At 73.4% G+C, this 18842-nt stretch carries 14 protein-coding genes; 9 read left to right on the top strand and 5 right to left on the bottom strand.

What is annotated here, in order from left to right; all coding sequences use genetic code 11:
* Positions 1–124 precede the first annotated feature (124 nt).
* Together IO20_RS0113070 and IO20_RS0113065 are read left to right on the top strand one after the other, a co-directional pair.
* The gene (locus tag IO20_RS0113070; protein ID WP_030549139.1) at positions 125–1387 is read left to right on the top strand and encodes an ATP-binding protein; all 1263 of its coding nucleotides are present in this window, start codon (positions 125–127) and stop codon (positions 1385–1387) included.
* A complete protein-coding gene (locus IO20_RS0113065; protein WP_030549137.1) occupies positions 1384–2100 on the top strand; it encodes a LuxR C-terminal-related transcriptional regulator in 717 nt (238 codons plus the stop codon). The genes IO20_RS0113070 and IO20_RS0113065 overlap by 4 nt, the downstream gene beginning before the upstream one ends.
* A gap of 73 nt (positions 2101–2173) precedes the next feature.
* Here the strand turns inward: IO20_RS0113065 and IO20_RS0113060 are convergent, their stop codons facing one another.
* A complete protein-coding gene (locus tag IO20_RS0113060; RefSeq protein ID WP_030549135.1) occupies positions 2174–3286 on the bottom strand; it encodes a C40 family peptidase in 1113 nt (370 codons plus the stop codon).
* Between the two features lie 344 nt (positions 3287–3630).
* Here IO20_RS0113060 and IO20_RS0113055 point away from each other — a divergent pair, with 344 nt between their 5' ends.
* Both IO20_RS0113055 and pcrA read left to right on the top strand, forming a co-directional pair.
* Positions 3631–3984 carry a hypothetical protein gene (locus IO20_RS0113055; protein WP_030549133.1) on the top strand — a complete coding sequence of 118 codons (354 nt, stop codon included), beginning with the start codon at positions 3631–3633 and terminating at the stop codon, positions 3982–3984.
* Between the two features lie 68 nt (positions 3985–4052).
* The gene (gene pcrA, locus IO20_RS0113050; protein WP_030549131.1) at positions 4053–6503 is read left to right on the top strand and encodes a DNA helicase PcrA; all 2451 of its coding nucleotides are present in this window, start codon (positions 4053–4055) and stop codon (positions 6501–6503) included.
* Positions 6504–6569: 66 nt separating this feature from the next.
* Here pcrA and IO20_RS0113045 read toward each other — a convergent pair whose 3' ends face one another.
* Positions 6570–8174 (bottom strand): M23 family metallopeptidase, encoded by a 1605-nt coding sequence (locus IO20_RS0113045; protein WP_030549129.1) that lies wholly within the window; start codon positions 8172–8174, stop codon positions 6570–6572.
* Positions 8175–8396: 222 nt separating this feature from the next.
* Positions 8397–9188 (bottom strand): esterase/lipase family protein, encoded by a 792-nt coding sequence (locus tag IO20_RS0113040; RefSeq protein ID WP_030549127.1) that lies wholly within the window; start codon positions 9186–9188, stop codon positions 8397–8399.
* A gap of 302 nt (positions 9189–9490) precedes the next feature.
* On the opposite strand from IO20_RS0113040, the gene icmB reads away from it, so the two are divergent.
* Entirely contained in the window at positions 9491–9898 is a 408-nt protein-coding gene (icmB, locus tag IO20_RS0113035) for a coenzyme B12-dependent isobutyryl CoA mutase small subunit (protein WP_030549125.1), read from the top strand.
* Between the two features lie 135 nt (positions 9899–10033).
* Here the strand turns inward: icmB and IO20_RS0113030 are convergent, their stop codons facing one another.
* Both IO20_RS0113030 and IO20_RS0113025 read right to left on the bottom strand, forming a co-directional pair.
* Positions 10034–11791 carry a DUF5691 domain-containing protein gene (locus tag IO20_RS0113030; RefSeq protein WP_030549123.1) on the bottom strand — a complete coding sequence of 586 codons (1758 nt, stop codon included), beginning with the start codon at positions 11789–11791 and terminating at the stop codon, positions 10034–10036.
* Between the two features lie 38 nt (positions 11792–11829).
* Complete coding sequence (locus tag IO20_RS0113025) at positions 11830–13179, bottom strand: hypothetical protein (protein WP_030549121.1); 1350 nt, start codon at positions 13177–13179, stop codon at positions 11830–11832.
* Between the two features lie 157 nt (positions 13180–13336).
* Between IO20_RS0113025 and IO20_RS0113020 the strand changes: the two genes are divergently transcribed.
* From IO20_RS0113020 to IO20_RS0113005, 4 genes are all read left to right on the top strand, one after another.
* Positions 13337–13759 carry a hypothetical protein gene (locus tag IO20_RS0113020; RefSeq protein ID WP_030549119.1) on the top strand — a complete coding sequence of 141 codons (423 nt, stop codon included), beginning with the start codon at positions 13337–13339 and terminating at the stop codon, positions 13757–13759.
* A gap of 160 nt (positions 13760–13919) precedes the next feature.
* A complete protein-coding gene (locus tag IO20_RS0113015; protein WP_030549117.1) occupies positions 13920–15086 on the top strand; it encodes an ATP-binding protein in 1167 nt (388 codons plus the stop codon).
* Between the two features lie 22 nt (positions 15087–15108).
* On the top strand, positions 15109–17484 hold the full coding sequence (locus IO20_RS0113010; RefSeq protein ID WP_425423717.1) for a DUF5682 family protein: 2376 nt from the start codon (positions 15109–15111) through the stop codon (positions 17482–17484).
* Positions 17481–18674, top strand: a complete 1194-nt coding sequence (locus IO20_RS0113005; RefSeq protein WP_030549114.1) for a VWA domain-containing protein — start codon at positions 17481–17483, stop codon at positions 18672–18674. Before IO20_RS0113010 ends, IO20_RS0113005 begins: the two co-directional genes overlap by 4 nt.
* Positions 18675–18842: the final 168 nt, after the last annotated feature.

Raw genomic sequence — 18842 nt, 5'->3', positions numbered from 1 at the left:
GCACCGGGGCCGACCCTGGCCCGACCCTGATATTCGGCGCCCCCTCTTCCCCGAGGCGGTACCAGGGGCGATCTCAGGGCAGACCCTGATGTCCCGGGCGGGCCGCACGTGTGACGATCAATGCATGTCCGCAGCCGCTCGTGTCACCGAGACCGACGAACCGCCCGTGCGCAGGCTCTACAGGAGCGCAGACGGGCGGTGGCTCGGCGGTGTCGCCCGCGGCCTCGCCGGCCACCTCGGCTTGCCGGTCGTCTGGGTGCGGGTGCTCTTCATCGTCCTCTCCTTCATGGACGGCCTGGGGGTTCTGATCTACGCGGCGTTCTGGATCGTCGTCCCGCTCGGCGTCGGCGGCCGGACCGCCCCGCGCCCCGTGTTCGAGACCACCCCGGACGGGCGGCGCAGACTGCGCAAGCCCGACCGGGGACAGATCTTCGCCCTGATAGCCCTGGCCATCGGCGGCGCGGTCCTCGTCGGGAACATCAACGTCGACAACGACAGCGGGCGGTACGTCTGGCCCACGATCCTGATCTGCGTCGGCGTCGTCCTGGTCTGGAGACAGGCGGACAACGCCCGCCGGGCCAGCTGGACCGACGTCGGGCGTCGCCGTCGCGCCTTCCACCTCGCCCGCGGTCTCGTCGGCGTCGCACTGGTGGGCACGGGCCTCGCGGTCTTCGTCGTGGTCCGCGGCTCCGTCGCCCAGCTCGGCACGGCCCTCACCGCCGCCGTCGCGGTCCTCACCGGGATAGCGCTGCTCGCGGGACCCTGGCTCGTCCGGATGTCGCAGGACCTCACGGAGGAGCGGACCATGCGCATCCGCGCCCAGGAGCGCGCCGAGGTGGCGGCCCACGTCCATGACTCCGTGCTGCACACCCTCACCCTGATCCAGCGCAGCGCCGACGACGCGGGCGAGGTGCGCCGCCTCGCCCGCGCCCAGGAGAGGGAGCTGCGGAACTGGCTCTACAAGCCCGAGGGCACCGGCAGGGACGAGGAGCCCGACACCCTCGCGGAGGCGGTGAAGAAGGCCGCGGCGGAGGTCGAGGACAAGCACGGCGTCCCCCTCGAGGTGGTCGTCGTCGGTGACTGTCCGCTCGACGACGGACTGGTCGCGCAGATTCAGGCCGCGCGCGAGGCGATGGTCAACGCCGCCAAGTACGGTGGCGAGGGCGGGGCCGTGCAGGTGTACGCGGAGGTGGAGGGCCGCACGGTCTTCGTCTCGGTGCGGGACCGGGGGCCGGGCTTCGACCTGGACGCGGTGCCCGAGGACAGGATGGGCGTACGAGAATCGATCATCGGCCGGATGCAGCGCCACGGCGGTACGGCCCGGCTGCGGTCCGCGCAGGGCGGGGGCACCGAAGTGGAGCTTGAGATGGAGAGGGCGGACGGATGAGCGACGAGACCGGGGCAGCGACCGGGACCGATGCGGGGGCGGCGGGCATGGGGCGCAGAGTGCGGGTGGTGCTCGTCGACGACCACCGGATGTTCCGCACGGGGGTGCAGGCCGAGATCGGCCGGACCGAGGTCACCGGTGTCGAGGTGGTCGGTGAGGCGGCTGACGTCGACCAGGCCGTCACCGTCATCACGGCCACCCGGCCCGAGGTCGTGCTCCTCGACGTGCACCTTCCGGGTGGCGGCGGGGTGGAGGTGCTGCGGCGCTGCGCGAACCTGATGGGGGCGTCGGAGGACCCGGTCCGCTTCCTGGCCCTGTCGGTCTCCGACGCGGCCGAGGACGTGATCGGGGTGATCCGGGGTGGTGCCCGTGGCTACGTCACCAAGACGATCACCGGCACCGACCTGGTCGACTCGATCTTCCGGGTCCAGGAGGGCGATGCCGTGTTCTCCCCGCGGCTCGCCGGATTCGTCCTGGACGCCTTCGCGTCGACGGACGCGCCGCCGGTGGACGAGGACCTGGACCGGCTGACCCAGCGGGAGCGGGAGGTGCTGCGGCTGATCGCCCGGGGGTACGCGTACAAGGAGATCGCGAAGCAGCTCTACATCTCGGTGAAGACGGTCGAGTCCCACGTCTCGGCGGTGCTCCGCAAGCTCCAGCTCTCCAACCGCCACGAGCTGACCCGCTGGGCGACCGCACGCCGCCTGGTCTGAGCCGCGGCCGGAAGGCCGAGTCGGCCGTCCCGCTCCGCGCCGGGTGTCCGGGTCGGCGTCGGCCGTCCGTTCGTCAGCCCACTCGGGTCGCTCCGGCGAAGGGCATCTCGTCGATCGGGGCGACCCGGATCGGGGCGCCCGGCCGGGGAGCGTGGATCATCTGGCCGCCGCCGATGTAGAGCCCGACATGGCTGATGCCGGAGTAGAAGAAGACCAGGTCACCGGGGGCGAGCTGGGCGCGGGAGACGCGTTGGCCGGCGTTGATCTGGGTGTACGTGGTCCGGGGCAGGGAAATGCCCGCGGCGCGCCAGGCGGCCTGGGTGAGGCCCGAGCAGTCGTACCCGGAGGGACCCGTCGCGCCCCAGACGTACGGCTTGCCGAGCTGGGCGCGGGCGAAGGAGATGGCCTCGGCGGCCCGTGCGTTCGGGGCGGTCACCGATGTGCGCTCGCCTCCCGAGGAGCGGTCGGCGCGGACCGGAGCGGAGGCGCCGGAGGCGGTCGTACCGTCCTGGTCTGCCGAGCCGCCGGTGGCGGCGCCGTCCCGGCCCGCCGTGGCCGCCTCGTACCGGGCCCGTTCCTCCGCGGTCAGCCGGGCGAGCAGGGTCCGTGCCGCCTGGAGCTTGTCGAGGACGGCCGCCTTCTGGCGCCGCAGTTCCGTCTCGTGCTCGCGCAGCGAGGTCAGGCGCCCCTCCGACTCGGCGCGCAGCTGCCGGATCGCGCCCAGCTCCCGCCGTACGGCGCTGACGGCGGCGGCCTGCCGGTCCCCGGCCTTCTCGGCGAGGGCGGCCCGCTCCAGGTACTCGACGGGGTCGGAGGTGAGGGCGAGCCGCACGGCGGGGTCGAGGCCGCCGGACCGGTACTGGGCGGCGGCCATGGCCCCGAGCCTGTCCCGGGCGGTGTTGAGCCGCTGGGTTCTGCGGGCGGCCTCGTCGCGCAGCCGGTCGAACGAGGCGCGTGCCTCGTCGGCCTTCTCCTTCGCCCCGTTGTACCGCTCGGTGGCGACCTCGGCCTCTTCGTAGAGCCGGTCGACCTTCGCCTTGACCTGGGCGGTGGTCGGCCGGGGCTCGGCCTGCGCGGACCCCTCGAAGAGGGTCGTGGTCGCGGCGGAGGCGAGGGCGAGGGTGGCGGCGGTGCGGACCGCCTGTCCACCGAGGGGCGACTGCTTGGGTTTTCGGTGTGCTGCCACGAGGGCGGGTCACATCCTCTGCCTGAGGGGAACGGGCCCGCCGGGGGCCGACGGCGGGCCGCACAGGGGAGACGGACCGCCGCCGGGTTCCTCGGCGGGGGCGACCGACAACCGCCGGATCGCCGGCGGTGGTGGGGAGCCGGCCACCTGGTGCAGGACGCTAAACCTGGGGTCACGGCCGCACGGTGAGTTGACCGCTATTGGTGACAGTTGACGGTCGAGGACCGTTCTCTTTCGCCCGGGGCGCCGGACCGGGGAACCTTGCGGCCGTCGGCCGACCGAAGCGACGGAGCGGGTGGACCCGGCCCGAGGGCGGTGCTAGGGGCCCGGTTAGGCTCCGGCCCATGGACGTACTCATCAATGTCTTCGTCGCCCTGCACATCATCGGTATCGCCTCCCTGCTGGGCGGATTCCTCACCCAGATGAAGGCGATGGGAGCCGGTACGGCCCGCTTCAGCCCCGCGATGCTGCACGGCGCGCTGACCATGCTGGTCACCGGCGTCGCGCTCGTCGGCCTGAACCAGGCGGACGACCAGACCGTGAACAACCTCAAGATCGGCATCAAGCTGGCCGTCCTCGTCGTGATCCTCGGCCTGGTCTACGTGAAGCGCGACGAGGAGAAGGTCGACAAGGGCCTTTTCGCCGCCGTCGGCGGCCTGACCACGGCGAACATCTTCATCGCGACCCTCTGGGTGTGAGCGCTTCCACAGAGACCGTCCCGAAGGCGGGCCCGGATGTCGGTGGGGCGTCCTAGACTCGTGAGGCGATGAGCAGCCTCTTTGACGACAGCTTCCTGGCCGGCCTCCAGAACCACTCCTCGGAGGAGCCCCCGCCCCACCCCGAGGACCACGAGCACGGCTCCCCGGCCGTGGAGGAGGTCCCGCACGACCTCTTCGGGGAGCACTTCGACGTGCCTCCGCCCGCCCGGGACTCCCACTACCGGGACGGCGCCCCCCGCCCCGTCGTGGACCCCGCCGCGCTCCTGGACGGGCTGAACGAGCAGCAGCGCGCCGCCGTCGTCCACACCGGCACCCCGCTGCTCATCGTCGCCGGTGCCGGCTCCGGCAAGACCCGGGTGCTCACCCACCGCATCGCCCACCTCCTGGGCACGCGACACGTGCACCCCGGCCAGATACTGGCGATCACCTTCACCAACAAGGCCGCGGGCGAGATGAAGGAGCGCGTCGAGCACCTCGTCGGCCCGCGCGCCAACGCCATGTGGGTCATGACGTTCCACAGTGCCTGTGTCCGCATCCTGCGCCGTGAGTCGAAGAAGCTGGGCTTCACCTCCTCCTTCTCGATCTACGACGCCGCCGACTCCAAGCGGCTGATGTCCCTGGTCTGCCGGGACCTGGACCTCGACCCGAAGAAGTTCCCGCCGAAGTCGTTCAGCGCCAAGATCTCGAACCTCAAGAACGAGCTGATCGACGAGGAGACCTTCGCCGACCAGGCCGTCGACGGCTTCGAGAAGACGCTCGCCGAGGCGTACCGGATGTACCAGGCGCGGCTGCGCGAGGCCAACGCCCTGGACTTCGACGACATCATCATGACGACGGTGCACCTGCTCCAGGCGTTCCCCGACGTCGCCGAGCACTACCGCCGCCGGTTCCGGCACGTCCTCGTCGACGAGTACCAGGACACCAACCACGCCCAGTACACGCTGGTGCGGGAGCTCGTCGGCACGGGATACGAGGACCTCGGCCCGGCGGAGCTGTGCGTCGTCGGTGACGCCGACCAGTCGATCTACGCCTTCCGCGGCGCGACGATTCGCAACATCCTCCAGTTCGAGGAGGACTACCCGGACGCCACCACGATCCTCCTGGAGCAGAACTACCGCTCCACGCAGACGATCCTCTCCGCGGCCAACGCCGTCATCGAGCGCAACGAGTCGCGCCGCCCCAAGAACCTGTGGACGAACGCGGGCGCGGGCGCGCAGATCACCGGATACGTCGCCGACACCGAGCACGACGAGGCCCAGTTCGTCGCCGACGAGATCGACCGGCTCACGGACACGGGCGAGGCCAAGGCCGGGGACGTCGCCGTCTTCTACCGGACGAACGCCCAGTCCCGTGTGTTCGAAGAGATCTTCATCCGTGTCGGACTGCCCTACAAGGTCGTCGGCGGTGTGCGCTTCTACGAGCGCAAGGAGGTCAGGGACGTCCTCGCCTACCTGCGCGTCCTCGCCAACCCCGAGGACAACGTCCCGCTCCGCCGCATCCTCAACGTCCCCAAGCGGGGCATCGGCGAGCGGGCGGAGGCGATGATCGACGCCCTCTCGCTCCGCGAGAAGATCACCTTCCCGCAGGCCCTGAAGCGGGTCGACGAGGCGTACGGCATGGCCGCCCGCTCGGCGAACGCCGTCAAGCGCTTCAACGTGCTCATGGACGAGCTGCGCACGGTCGTCGAGTCCGGCGCGGGACCCGCCGTCGTCCTGGAGGCCGTCCTGGAGCGCACGGGCTATCTGGCCGAGCTCCAGGCGTCGACCGACCCGCAGGACGAGACCCGCATCGAGAACCTGCAGGAACTCGCGGCCGTGGCGCTCGAGTTCGAGCAGGAACGCGGCGAGGAGCCCGCGACCCTCGCCGAGTTCCTGGAGAAGGTCGCTCTCGTCGCCGACTCGGACCAGATCCCGGACGAGGACGAGGAGGGCCGGGGCGTCATCACCCTGATGACGCTGCACACCGCGAAAGGCCTCGAGTTCCCGGTGGTGTTCCTCACCGGCATGGAGGACGGCGTCTTCCCGCACATGCGCGCCCTCGGCCAGGCGAAGGAGCTGGAGGAGGAGCGGCGCCTCGCGTACGTCGGCATCACGCGCGCCCGTGAGCGGCTCTACCTCACGCGGTCGTCGATGCGCAGCGCCTGGGGCCAGCCGTCGTACAACCCGGCCTCGCGTTTCCTGGAGGAGATCCCGACCACGTACCTGGAGTGGAAGCGGACCGGTCCGATGGCGAAGCCCGCCGGGCCGACCTCGGGGATCACGTCCTCGCTCTCCTCGTCCCGTTCGCGTTCCGGCCCCTCGGGCTTCGCCACCCGGCGCGCCGGGGAGAAGCCGGTGATCTCGCTCCAGGTCGGCGACCGGGTCACGCACGACCAGTTCGGGCTCGGCACGGTCATGGCGATGAAGGGCATGGGTGCCGACGCCGAGGCGACGATCGACTTCGGTGACGAGAAGCCGAAGCGGTTGCTGCTGCGGTACGCGCCGGTCGAGAAGCTGTAGTCGCAGCGGTACGACAGAGGGCCCCGGCTTCGGCCGGGGCCCTCTGTCGTGCGTACGGGGGGCGGGTCAGTTCGTCGGGTCGAGCCCGTGGCTGCGGAGCCAGGCCAGCGGGTCGATCGCGGAGCCGCCGCCGGGCCGGACCTCGAAGTGGAGGTGGGGGCCGGTGGAGTTGCCGGAGTTGCCGGAGTACGCGATGACGTCGCCGGCCTTGACGTAGCCCGAGCGGATCTTGGTGCTGCTCAGATGGCAGTACCAGGTCTCGGTGCCGTCGGGGGCGGTCACGATCGCCATGTTGCCGTAGGCGCTGTTCCACTGGGTGCGGACGGTGCCGTCGGTGGCGGCCATCACGGGCGTGCCGTACTGCACGGGGAAGTCGATGCCGGTGTGCACGGACATCCAGTTGACGCCGGACTGGCCGTAGCGGGCGCTGAGCTGGTGGAGCTTGACCGGCAGCAGGAACTTCGGCCGCATCGCCTCCTTGCGGGCGGCCTCCTCCTCGCGCTTCTTCTTCTCGGCGGCCTGGCGGACCTTGAGGTCGATGCGTTCCTGGGTGCGGCTGGCGCGGTCGCCGAAGTCGCGGGCGTCGGCGCTGAGCGCGGCGAGCTGGGTGTCGAGCGCGTTGTTCGCGGCGATCTGCTGGACGCGGCCCGGGTCGGCGGCGGCGAGGGAGGTCGTGTCGTCCTTCTTCTGTCCGCCGTCGGTGCCGGTCCCGGTGAGGCCGCCGACGGAGGCGGCGGCGATGCCGGCGACCCCCATGACGCATGCGGAGGGGACGGCGACGGTCAGCAGCGCGGACCGCTTGGCGGGGGTACGGCGCCGACCGCGTCCGGCGCCGGAGGAGCGGCGCACGGGACGGCCTGCGACGGGGGACTCGGTGCGGAGTTCGACGGCGGGCTCGTCGTCGCGGTCATCGGCGTCGGCGTGGTCCCGGTCGTCGTCGGAGAGGTCGTACGCGGCCTCGGTGCCGTCGCATTCCGCCTCCGCGAGGTCCTCGGCGCCGTGGGCGTCCTCGTACTGCGCGAACTCCGCGGTGTGCTCGGCCTGCGGGGTGTACTGGTGGGGGACGACCGGCTCGGCTTCCGGGGTGGCGTGGTTCCACGCGGTGGCGTCGTAGGCGCCGGTGTCGGTCGCGAAGGCGGGGGCGGCCCACTGGCCGGTGGTGTCGTAGGCCTCGTGGCCGTACGTGCCCTGGGCGGCGTAGGCGCCGGAGTGGGCGGTCTCGTACTGGCCGGTGTGCTGGGTGTCGGTCCAGGCGGAGGCGTCCCACTGGCCGGTGGTGTCGTACGAGCCGGTGGCGTCGTAGGAGGGAGCGGCGTCGTACGTGGTGGTGGCGTCGTACTGCGGGGCCGCGTCGTACTGGCCGGTCGCCGTTCCGTACGCGCTCGTGGCGGCGTAGGCGTCGGTGGTGTTCCACTGCCCGGTGGTGTCCCACTGGCCGGTCGTGTCGTACTGACCGGGGGTGCCGTACTGCCCCGTCGTGTCGTACTGCGTGGTGTCGAACTGCCCCGTCGTGCCGTACGCGCCGGTGGTGTCGTAGCCGCTGAGATCCCACTGGCCGCTCTGGTCGGACCGGCCGTCGGCGTAGGCGCCGAACAGGGGGTCGGTGTCGAAGCTGCCGGTGGGGTGGGCGCCGTCTCCGACATACCCGGCGTGGGGGTGCTGGTCGTTCACCAACGTCTCTCTCGCCTCGGCAGCAGGACCAGTCCGGGGCGGCCCGACGAGGGGTGTCCCGGGGGTAAGCAGTGGCGCGACTGTACCCGGCGGTATGCGCGGCGGACAATCTTCGGCGGGATCGGGAGCCGTAGGAAAAGGGCAATCGACCGTGTTTCGCCAGCTCACGGGAAGAGCTTTGGCCTTGTGTTCGAGAAACGTTCGAAGAACAGTCCCGGAGTGTCAGGCGACGGAGCTGGCTCCGGGCTCCTCCTCCCGGGCACCCGGGGCCTCCGATCCGCCCGCGTCGAGGGCCTCCAGGACCTTGGCGGCCACCGTGGGGTGCACGGGCAGCGCCAGATGGCCGATCCCGCTGACCCGTACGTTCCGCGCGAGCAGGTCGGGGTGGTCGAGGCGGGCCGTCTCCACCGGCACCATCACCTGGTCGAGATCGCTCCAGAAGCTCACGAACCGGGTCCGGCAGCCCGGCGAGGGCTCGGCGAGCTCCTTCAGCACCGCCGATCCGGGGCGCATCTGCCGTACCAGCGGATGCGCGTCGGCGAGCGGCGCCACGGTGGTGCCGGAGTGCGGGGTGCCGAGCGTGACCAGGGTTCGTACCCGGCTGTCACCGCCGAGACGCTGTACGTAATAACGGGCGACGAGCCCGCCCAGGCTGTGCCCGACGATGTCGACCTCGGCGTGTCCCGTCCGCGCACGGATCTCCTCCACGCGGCGTCCGAGCAGCTCGGCGGCGGTCCGCAGGTCGCAGGTGAGCGGCGAGTAGTTGAGCGACTCGACACAGACGCGGCCGTGCCGGGCGAGGGAACGGCGCAGCAGGACGAAGACCGAACGGTTGTCCCCGAAGCCGTGCAGGAGGATGACCGGGCGCCGGCCGGGGGCGATCGTGGTCGCGGGAGCGGCGGGAGAGAGGCGCTCGGCGACGATCCCGGACGGGTACAGAACGAGATGTCCGGTGAGGATCGCCAGCTCCAGCGCGGTGGCCTTCATCAGACCGGTGACCTTGCTGAGCTCCATGGCCGGCCTCCCGAAACGGCACGCGGGGCCGGACGGCACGCCGGTGCGCCGCGCCTCCGCGTCGCACGGACGGCGGCACGGAGGCGCGGCGGACCTCGTCGCGGCTCCCTTCGCGACCGGGCCCCGCCTGCGGCTGGTGGGCCCAGGAGGGCCCGTAAGCGGGGAACGGCGCGGAGCGAACATGTCCCACGTGTGATTTCCCCCTCGCTCGCCTCCGCGAAACGGCCAGGTGCGAGATGCTGGAGATAACGTTCGTTCACCTCCCCGGCAATCAGGCGCGGGGGTCGCATGTGGAGGCAGTGATGGGTGTGAGCGGTCCGATCCGCGTGGTCGTCGCCAAGCCGGGTCTCGACGGCCACGATCGCGGGGCCAAGGTGATCGCGCGGGCACTCCGCGACGCCGGCATGGAGGTCATCTACACCGGGCTCCACCAGACGCCCGAGCAGATCGTCGACACCGCGATCCAGGAGGACGCCGACGCGATCGGCCTCTCGATCCTCTCCGGGGCGCACAACACGCTGTTCGTGAAGGTCCTGGAACTCCTCAAGGACCGCGACGCGGAGGACATCAAGGTCTTCGGCGGCGGCATCATCCCGGACGCGGACATCGCGCCGCTGAAGGAGAAGGGCGTGGCGGAGATCTTCACGCCGGGCGCCACGACGACGTCCATCGTGGACTGGGTGAACGCGAACGTCCGCGTGGCCGCGTGACCCGTTCCGGTTCGGCCGCGTAACCCGTCCCGGTTCGGCCGCGTCCCGGCGGCCGCGCCGTCATGCCTTCCGGCGCTCGCGCGCCTCACGGCCTCAGGGCCCTCCCGGAGCATCCACGGGAGGGCCTTCGTCGTGTCAGGGGCCCGGCGGCGCGGAGAGGTGCCCGCCGACGGAGTCCGGTGGCGGTTCCCCGTCCAGGAGTTCGGCCCTCATCGCCGCGCGCAGGCGGAGCGTGGAGACCAGGCGCTGAAAGGCCTCGGACCAGTAGCCGCCCGCACCGGGGGAGGTGTCCTCCGCCTCGTCCGGTCTGGCCGTCAGCGACTCCAGCTGCCGCGCCGCCTCCGGGGCGAGGCAGCGCTCCGCGAGGCCCATCACCCCACTGAAGCTCCAGGGATAACTGCCCGCCTCGCGCGCGATGTCGAGGGCGTCGATCACCGCCCCGCCCAGCGGCTCCGCCCAGGGAACCTCACAGACGCCGAGCAGCTGGAACGCCTCCGACAGGCCGTGCGCCGCGATGAACGAGGCGACCCAGCCGGCCCGTTCCCCCGGAGGGAGCGTCGACAGGAGCTGGGCCCGCTCGGCCAGTGACGCGGTGCCGGGACCCGTCGCGGGTGGGATCGCCGGGGACCCGAGCAGCGCGCGCGACCAGCCCGCGTCCCGCTGCCGTACGGCCGCCCGGCACCAGGCCGCGTGCAGTTCGTCCCGCCAGTCGTCGGCGACCGGAAGCGCCACGATCTCCTCCGGGCCGCGCCCCCTGAACCGGGGCGGCCAGCACGACAACGGAGCGGCCTCGACGAGCTGGCCCAGCCACCAGGACCGCTCGCCGCGCCCGGCCGGAGGCGACGCCACGAGGCCGTCCCGCTGCATGGCCGTGTCGCACTCGTGCGGGGCCTCCACGGTGATCGTCGGCGACTCCGCCGTCCGGTCGAGTCCGACGCAGGTGATCGCGCGGGCCGCCATCCGGCCCGCGAACGCCGAGGCCGGCAGGGCGGACAGCAGTTCGGCGGCGGTCGCGCGGACATTACGGCTGCGGTCGCCGAGGGCCGCCTCGAGGAACTCCTCGTCCGCCGCCGAGAGCCCCGACCGCAGGGAGTCGACGAACATCAGCCGGTCCTCGGCCCGCTCGGCGGACCAGGTGGAGGCGAGGAGGGCGAGACCCGCCGCCGGGTCCTCCGCCCGTACGGCGGCGAGCAGGGCCACCCGCTCGGCGAACAGGCCCTCGTCCCACAGGGCACGCACCGCCTCCCGGTCGCCCGGAGCCGGGAGGGAGCCGCCCGCGCCCGCGCCGCGGAGGGCGAACCTCCACTCGGGGTTGAGCCGGGCCAGCCACAGGCCCCGCGGTCCGGCGAGCCGGAGCGCCTGGGGCCGCAGATCGGTACGGGCCCGCGCCGCGTCGAGGAGTGCGGGCAGACCGGCGGCCGGGGCCTTGTATCCGCGCTCGTTGGCGAGGGCCAGCCACTGCGGGAGCAGTTCGGCGAGATCGGGGGCCGCCCCGCGCCGCCCGGCGGGCGAGGGCGCGGCGCGGCCGGCGAGCAACTGGTCGAGCCGCCGCCGGGCCGCCGGGGGCAGCGGTCTGCGCGGATCCTCGGGCGCGGGGTCCGGAGGTGTCGCGGCGGGCCCGGGGCGCAGCCCGGCCCTCCGCCGCACGGTGTGCAGCGCGGCGGCGTCGAGGAGGGCGCCGGGCAGGTCCCCGGCCGCCGTCCCGGCCGGCCCGGCGGGCGGACGCCGGTCCGTACCGAGCAACGCCGAGGTGACGAGCTCCTCCCAGAGGCCCTTGTCCGCGCCGTCGGCGGTGGGAACGGCGGCCGCGGAAACGGTGGCCGTGGGAGCGGCGCTGCCGGGCGCGGTTGTCGTGAGGACCACGGTGGTGGGCGGCGTCGTGCTCTTCTCCATCGGGGTCCTCCGGGCGGGCCGGGTGCGGCGGGCGGATGTCATATCAGCGGGACCGTCTCTCCGGGGGCCTCCGGGGACCAGGCGGCGAGGGGGGTGAACCCGCGGTGCCCGCACTCCCCGAAGACCGTGAGCGGCGCGCCGCCCGACAGGGCGACGAGGCGCCAGAGCCCGGGACGCGACTGGGCGGTGGGTGTCAGCGGCAGGGCCTCGCGGCCGTCCGCGTCGGCGAGCTGCCAGCCGTACTCCGCGCGCGCGGGAACGACCTCGCTCAGCGTCACGGGCCAGGAGTCCAGCCACGGGTCCTCGCCCAGCGCCCGCCCGTACGCGTCCAGGGCCGCGCCCACCGGGCCGCCCGGCGGCGCGGCCGCGGGGGCGGCGACCGGGACGAACGGCTCGCCCGGCTCCGCGCGCAGCCGGCCCGAGCCGGCGTACGGCATGACCTCACCGTCGAACACCGCGCCCACGGGCAGGGCCAGTCGGGGAGCCCGGCCCGCCGCGCCGAAGGACAGGAGGAGCGCCGTGCGCCCGCTCGTCGTCCCGTGCAGCCAGATGCGCCGGGTGGTCAGCCGGGCGTCGGCCGCGTCGTACTGCGCGAGGACGAGCCAGTGGTCCCGCACCGGGGCGCCGTCGGCCGGGGCGGTGAGGCCGACCCGGGTCCGTACGGTCGCCGCGAACGGGGCGGGCAGCCGGTCGGCGGCGAGCCAGGCGCGGTCGAGCAGATGGGTCAGCGCGCACTCCTCCAGGAGCCGCACGGGCCAGCCGGGACCCGAGCCCGGTATCGAGGCCAATTCCCGGACGCGCCCCGCGAGTCCCGGGGCCTGGGCGTCGACCATGCGGGCCGCCGTCTCCTCCCACAGTCCGTACCCGGACTGCTCGGCTGTCGCCAGGCCGCCGCGCAGCAGGTCGGCGAGCCGCTGCTCGAGTTCCTGCGCGCCCGAGGTGATCCGGGCGGCCCGACGCTCGGCCCTGCGGCGCGCGGCCTCGGGATCAGCCGGGCCTTCGGGCGCGGCGCCCGCCCGGGTCTCCAGGGGCGCGCTCTCCGCGCGCCCGCGTCGCGCTGCGAGCCAGGGCGCGGCCCACTCGGGCACGGTGGCGTCCTCGACGGCCGTGCCGTCCGTGGCCTGGAGCACCAGCAGCCCGAGCGCGTGTTTGCAAGGGGATCTGCGGCTGGGGCAGTCGCACAGGTACGCGGGCCCCGTGGTGTCGACGGCCGTCCGGTACGGCGCGCTGCCGCTGCCCCGGCACAGACCCCACACCGCGCCCTCTCCGGAGCCCGTACCGGACCACGGTCCGGCCGTGCCGAGCTTGCTTCCCGCGCTGCGTGAGGCCTCGTCAGGAGCCAGGGCAAGGACCTGGTCCACCGTCATGCGCACCCCCATGGCATTCATGTCCCCGACGGTAGAGGCCACCACTGACAAGCGGCTGTGGCCTGCGTGTTCGAAGGGTGCGAGGAGGCGGTGAAGGGATTTGACTTTACTCTTCCTTTACGATTCTCTGCGCGAGACCGACTGATCCACCACGCACCACCGTCCAGGGGACCCCGTAATGAAGCGCACCACCCGCACCACCCGCACCGTCGTCTCGGTGCTCGCCGCCGCCGGCCTGGCCCTGGGCCTCGGCGCCTGCTCCGAGGTCGCCGAGAAGGCCGTCGACCAGGTCGACAAGGGCGTGACCGAGTCCTACGAGGTCACCTACGAGGTCACGGGCAAGGGTGTCGAGTCCATCGACTACCACGCCGGCCAGGGTTCCGCGATGGAGCCGAAGCTGGAGTCGGAGGAGAAGCCGGCCACGCCGTGGAAGAAGACGGTGAAGCTGACGGGCATCATGCCGCCGGCCGTCATGCCGGTCGCGCTCGACCCGCGCGACCTCACCTGCAAGGTCATCTACCAGGGCAAGGTCATCAAGGAGGCCAAGGCCGAGCAGGCGATGGCGGGCGGCTGCGTCGCCGTCTCCCCGGTCGTGGGCTGACCATCGGTCGACTCCGGGCGCGCGGACCCTCCCTCACGCCACGCGTGAGCTGACCCTCCCTCACTCGGTGAACTCCCTCTGACCAGCGGCGACATCCGAATGTCAGTGGCATGGTGCACCTTGGATGGCACAGCAGGTCGAACGATCTGGAGGGGGATCCATGCCCGTGCCCGAAACCATCGCGCAGCCCGGTTCCGGTGTCGAGACGGACACCGGACCGGGGCGGCCGCAGCCCGTGACCGAGGTCCTGCGGCCGCACGCGGAGCACGCCTTCGCCGACGAACTCGCCGCCCTCGCCGCGGCCGACGACCGCCCCAGGCCCACCCGCTGGCGGCTCTCGCCGTGGGCCGTAGCCACCTATCTCCTCGGCGGCACGCTCCCCGACGGGACGGTCGTCACACCGAAGTACGTCGGACCGCGCCGCATCGTGGAAGTCGCCGTCACCACTCTCGCCACCGACCGCGCCCTGCTGCTGCTCGGCGTGCCGGGCACCGCCAAGACCTGGGTCTCCGAGCACCTCGCCGCCGCCGTCAGCGGCGACTCCACCCTCCTCGTGCAGGGCACCGCCGGCACCCCGGAGGAGGCCGTCCGGTACGGCTGGAACTACGCCCGGCTCCTCGCCGAAGGCCCCAGCCGGGACGCCCTCGTACCGAGCCCCGTGATGCGGGCGATGGCGCAGGGGATGACGGCCCGGGTGGAAGAGCTCACCCGCATCCCCGCCGACGTGCAGGACACGCTCATCACGATCCTGTCCGAGAAGACCCTCCCCGTTCCCGAACTGGGCCAGGAGGTGCAGGCCGTCCCCGGTTTCAACCTGATCGCCACGGCCAACGACCGTGACCGGGGCGTCAACGAACTCTCCAGCGCGCTGCGCCGCCGCTTCAACACGGTGGTCCTGCCGCTGCCCGCCACAGCGGAGGCGGAGGTCGACATCGTCGCCCGCCGCGTCGAGCAGCTCGGGCGCTCCCTGGAACTGCCGGCCCTGCCGGAAGGCGTCGACGAGATCCGCCGGGTCGTCACCGTCTTCCGTGAACTGCGCGACGGGGTCACGACCGACGGGCGGACGAAGGTCAAGTCCCCCTCGGGGACGCTCTCCACGGCCGAGGCGATCTCCGTCGTCACCGGCGGCCTCGCCCTCGCCGCCCACTTCGGCGACGGCGTCCTGCGGCCGGCGGACGTCGCCGCGGGGATCCTCGGCGCCGTCGTCCGCGACCCGGCGGCCGACCGGCTCGTCTGGCAGGAGTACCTGGAGACGGTGGTCAGAGAAAGAGACGGCTGGAAGGACTTCTACCGCGCCTGCCGCGAGGTGAGCCATGACGCGAGGTGAGCGCGTGGCGTCCGATGGGGGGATGGCGTCGGCCGGCCGCACGGCGTCGGATGAGGGCCTGAGGTCCGGTGGGCGCCTGACGTCCGGTGGGCGCCTGACGTCAGGCGCCGCGGTCCGGGGCGGAGGCGGGCCGCTGCTGCTCGGGGTGCGGCACCACGGGCCCGGATCGGCGCGTGCTGTGCGGGCCGCCCTGGAGGCGGAGAAGCCGGCCGCGGTGCTCGTCGAGGGTCCGGCCGAGGCGGACGCCCTCGTCACGCTCGCCGGGGACCCCGACATGCGGCCCCCGGTCGCGCTGCTCGCCCACGCCGTGGACGACCCGGGGCGGGCCGCGTTCTGGCCCATGGCCTCGTTCTCGCCCGAGTGGGTCGCGATCCGGTGGGCCCTCGACCGGGGCGCCGCCGTCCGGTTCATCGACCTGCCCGCCACCCACACCCTCGCCGCCTCCGATCCCACCTGGAGCGACGGCGACGACGGCGAGGAGGGCTTCGCCGGGGGCGGCGCGCGGATCGACCCGATCGCCGAACTCGCCGGGGCGGCCGGGGCCACGGGGGCCGCCGAGCGCTGGTGGGAGGACGTCGTCGAACTTTGCGGCGCCGACGACGACGCCGATCCCACCGCACCGTTCGAGGCCCTCGCCGAGGCCATGGGCGCGCTCCGCGAGGCGCACGGGCACGGCGGTCACCCCCGCGACCTCGTCCGCGAGGCGTACATGCGGATCCAGCTCCGCGCCGCCCGCAAGGAGTTCGGCGACTCCGTCGCCGTCGTCTGCGGTGCCTGGCACGTCCCCGCCCTCACCCGGAAGACCACCGTCGCCGCCGATCGCGCCCTGCTCAAGGGCCTGCCCAAGGTGAAGGCCGAGCTGACCTGGGTCCCCTGGACCCACCGCAGGCTCGCCCGCCGCTCGGGGTACGGCGCGGGAATCGACGCGCCCGGTTGGTACGAGCACCTCTTCGCCGCACCCGACCGGCCCGTCGAGCGCTGGATGACCAAGGTCGCCCGGCTCCTCAGGGCGGAGGACCACCCCGTCTCCTCCGCCCATGTCATCGAGGCCGTCCGGCTCGCCCGGAACCTGGCCGCCCTGCGCGGCCGGCCGGCCCCCGGCCTCGACGAGACGACCGACGCCGTCCGCGCCGTCCTGTGCGAGGGCTCCGACGTGCCCCTCGACCTCGTCCGGGACCGCCTGGTCGTCGGCGACGTCCTCGGCGAGGTGCCGGCCGGCGCCCCCGCCGTACCCCTCCAGCGCGACCTGGCCCGCCGCCGGCGGAGCCTGCGCCTCAAGCCCGAGGCCACCGAGCGCACGCTCGAACTCGACCTCCGCAAGGGCATGGACGGCGAGCGCAGCCGGCTCCTCCACCGGCTGCGGCTCCTCGGCGTCGGCTGGGGCGAACCGGCCTCAGGCCGGGCCGGCACCGGGACCTTCCGGGAGACCTGGCGGCTGCGCTGGGAGCCCGAGCAGCACGTCCAGGTCGCCGAGGCAGGTGTCTGGGGCACCACCGTCGAGGCCGCCGCCACCGCCAGGGCCCGCTCCCGGGCCGAGGCGGCGACCGCGCTCGCCGACATCACCGCGCTCGCCGAGCAGTGCCTCCTCGCCGGGCTGAGCGGCGCGCTGCCCGTCGTGATGCGGTCGCTCGCCGACCGGGCTGCCCTCGACACCGACGTCTCCCACCTTGCCGAGGCCCTCCCGGCGCTGGCCCGCTCGCTGCGCTACGGCGATGTCCGCGGCACCGACACGGGGGCCCTCGCCGAGGTCGCGGCCGGTCTCGCCGAGCGGATCTGCGTCGGCCTGCCGCCCGCCTGCGCCGGGCTCGACACCGACGCGGCCACCGCCATGCGCGGGCGGATCGACGAGGTGCACCAGGCCATCGGCCTGCTGCCGGACGCTGCCGGGCCGGCCGACCGCTGGGCGGGCGTCCTGCGCCGGCTCGCCGACCGCGACCGGGTCCCGGGCGTCCTCAGGGGCCGGGCCGCCCGGCTCCTCCTGGACGAGGGCCGGATCGCCGACGGCGAGGCCGCCCTGCTGATGAGCCGGGCCCTCTCGCCCGGCACCCCGCCGCCCGACGCCGCCGCGTGGATCGACGGCTTCGTCGGCGGGGCCTCCGGAGGCGGGCTGCTCCTCGTCCACGACGAGCGGCTCCTCGGCCTGGTCGACGACTGGCTCACCGGCGTTCCGGCCGGGGCGTTCACCGATGTCCTGCCGCTGCTGCGCCGCACGTTCTCCACGTACGAGCCGGGCGTACGCCGCACGCTCGGCGAGCTGGTGGCCCGCGGTCCGGGAGCCGGCGGCCCCGGGCATTCCGCGCCGGGCGTCCCCGGCTTCGCCGCCACGCTCGACCGGGAGCGGGCGGACGCCGTGCTGCCCCTCCTCCACCTCGTCCTCGGTACGGAGGTCACGGCATGAGCAGCAGCCCAGGAACGAGCAGCGCAGGGACGAGCACGCGAACGGCGGACGACGAGCGGCTGCGCCGCTGGCGGCTCGTCCTGGGAGGCGGCGAGGCCGACGGCACCGGCCGCCCGCTCACCGGCACCGACGCCGCCGTGGACGGAGCCCTCACCGCCCTGTACGGGCGCGCGGACCGGGGCGGGGACCGCACCGGACGAGACCGCTCGGCGGGGCTCGGCGCCTCGGCGCCCTCCGTCGCCCGCTGGCTCGGCGACATCCGCACGTACTTCCCCAGCTCCGTCGTCCAGGTCATGCAGCGCGACGCGATCGACCGCCTCGGCCTCGCCACCCTCCTCCTGGAACCGGAGATGCTGGAGGCCGTCGAGGCGGACGTGCACCTCGTCGGCACCCTGCTCTCCCTCCACAAAGCCATGCCGGAGACCACCAGACGGACCGCGCGGGCCGTCGTGCGCAAGGTCGTCGACGACCTGGAGAAGCGCCTGGCCACCCGCACCAGGGCGACGCTCACCGGGGCCCTCGACCGTTCCGCCCGGATCAGCAGGCCCCGTCAGCGGGACATCGACTGGGACCGCACGATCCGCGCCAACCTCAAGAACTACCTGCCCGAGCACCGCACGGTCGTCCCCGAGCGGTTCGTCGGCCACGGGCGGGCCTCCCAGGGGGTGAAGAAGGAGGTGGTGCTCTGCGTCGACCAGTCGGGTTCCATGGCGGCCTCCGTCGTCCACGCCTCCGTCTTCGGAGCGGTGCTCGCCTCCATGCGGTCGATCGCCACCCGGCTCGTCGTCTTCGACACGGCCGTCGTGGACCTGACCGACCGGCTCGACGACCCCGTCGACGTCCTGTTCGGCACCCAGCTCGGCGGCGGCACCGACATCAACCGCGCCCTCGCCCACTGCCAGACGAAGATCACCCGCCCGGCCGACACCGTCGTCGTCCTCATCAGCGACCTGTACGAGGGAGGCATCCGCGACGAGATGCTGAAGAGGGTCGCGGCGATGAAGGCCTCCGGGGTCCAGTTCGTCGCGCTGCTCGCCCTCTCCGACGAGGGCGCCCCGGCCTACGACCGTGATCACGCGGCGGCGCTCGCCGCGCTCGGGGTCCCGGCCTTCGCCTGCACCCCCGACCTGTTCCCCGAGATCATGGCGGCCGCCCTGGAGAAGCGCCCCCTGCCGATACCCGCCGGCTGACCGGCAGCGGTCCGCCGACCCGCGCGGCCCGAGCGCGAGGTGACCGTCCGTGGTGCGGAATTCGTCGTCGAGGACACCCGCACGGGTGTCCGGAATTCCGACTGAGGCTCATATCACATCGGCGCCGGAATGCCCCTCACTCGTTTCACCGGCGCGTCGTGAGGGGCC

The organism is Streptomyces exfoliatus, assembly GCF_000725545.1.
Lineage (GTDB): Bacteria > Actinomycetota > Actinomycetes > Streptomycetales > Streptomycetaceae > Streptomyces > Streptomyces exfoliatus.
The sequence above is the reverse complement of the archived record's forward strand: the minus strand, read 5'-3'. Positions and strand labels throughout refer to the sequence as shown.

What these genes read in the sequence shown, in the direction of transcription:
- IO20_RS0113070 (WP_030549139.1), top strand. Translation starts at nt 125, where the DNA reads ATGTCCGCAGCCGCTCGTGTCACCGAGACCGACGAACCGCCCGTGCGC.
- IO20_RS0113065 (WP_030549137.1), top strand. Translation starts at nt 1,384, where the DNA reads ATGAGCGACGAGACCGGGGCAGCGACCGGGACCGATGCGGGGGCGGCG.
- IO20_RS0113055 (WP_030549133.1), top strand. Translation starts at nt 3,631, where the DNA reads ATGGACGTACTCATCAATGTCTTCGTCGCCCTGCACATCATCGGTATC.
- pcrA (WP_030549131.1), top strand. Translation starts at nt 4,053, where the DNA reads ATGAGCAGCCTCTTTGACGACAGCTTCCTGGCCGGCCTCCAGAACCAC.
- IO20_RS0113040 (WP_030549127.1), bottom strand. Translation starts at nt 9,188, where the DNA reads ATGGAGCTCAGCAAGGTCACCGGTCTGATGAAGGCCACCGCGCTGGAG.
- icmB (WP_030549125.1), top strand. Translation starts at nt 9,491, where the DNA reads ATGGGTGTGAGCGGTCCGATCCGCGTGGTCGTCGCCAAGCCGGGTCTC.
- IO20_RS0113030 (WP_030549123.1), bottom strand. Translation starts at nt 11,791, where the DNA reads ATGGAGAAGAGCACGACGCCGCCCACCACCGTGGTCCTCACGACAACC.
- IO20_RS0113025 (WP_030549121.1), bottom strand. Translation starts at nt 13,179, where the DNA reads ATGAATGCCATGGGGGTGCGCATGACGGTGGACCAGGTCCTTGCCCTG.
- IO20_RS0113020 (WP_030549119.1), top strand. Translation starts at nt 13,337, where the DNA reads ATGAAGCGCACCACCCGCACCACCCGCACCGTCGTCTCGGTGCTCGCC.
- IO20_RS0113015 (WP_030549117.1), top strand. Translation starts at nt 13,920, where the DNA reads ATGCCCGTGCCCGAAACCATCGCGCAGCCCGGTTCCGGTGTCGAGACG.
- IO20_RS0113010 (WP_425423717.1), top strand. Translation starts at nt 15,109, where the DNA reads ATGGCGTCGGCCGGCCGCACGGCGTCGGATGAGGGCCTGAGGTCCGGT.
- IO20_RS0113005 (WP_030549114.1), top strand. Translation starts at nt 17,481, where the DNA reads ATGAGCAGCAGCCCAGGAACGAGCAGCGCAGGGACGAGCACGCGAACG.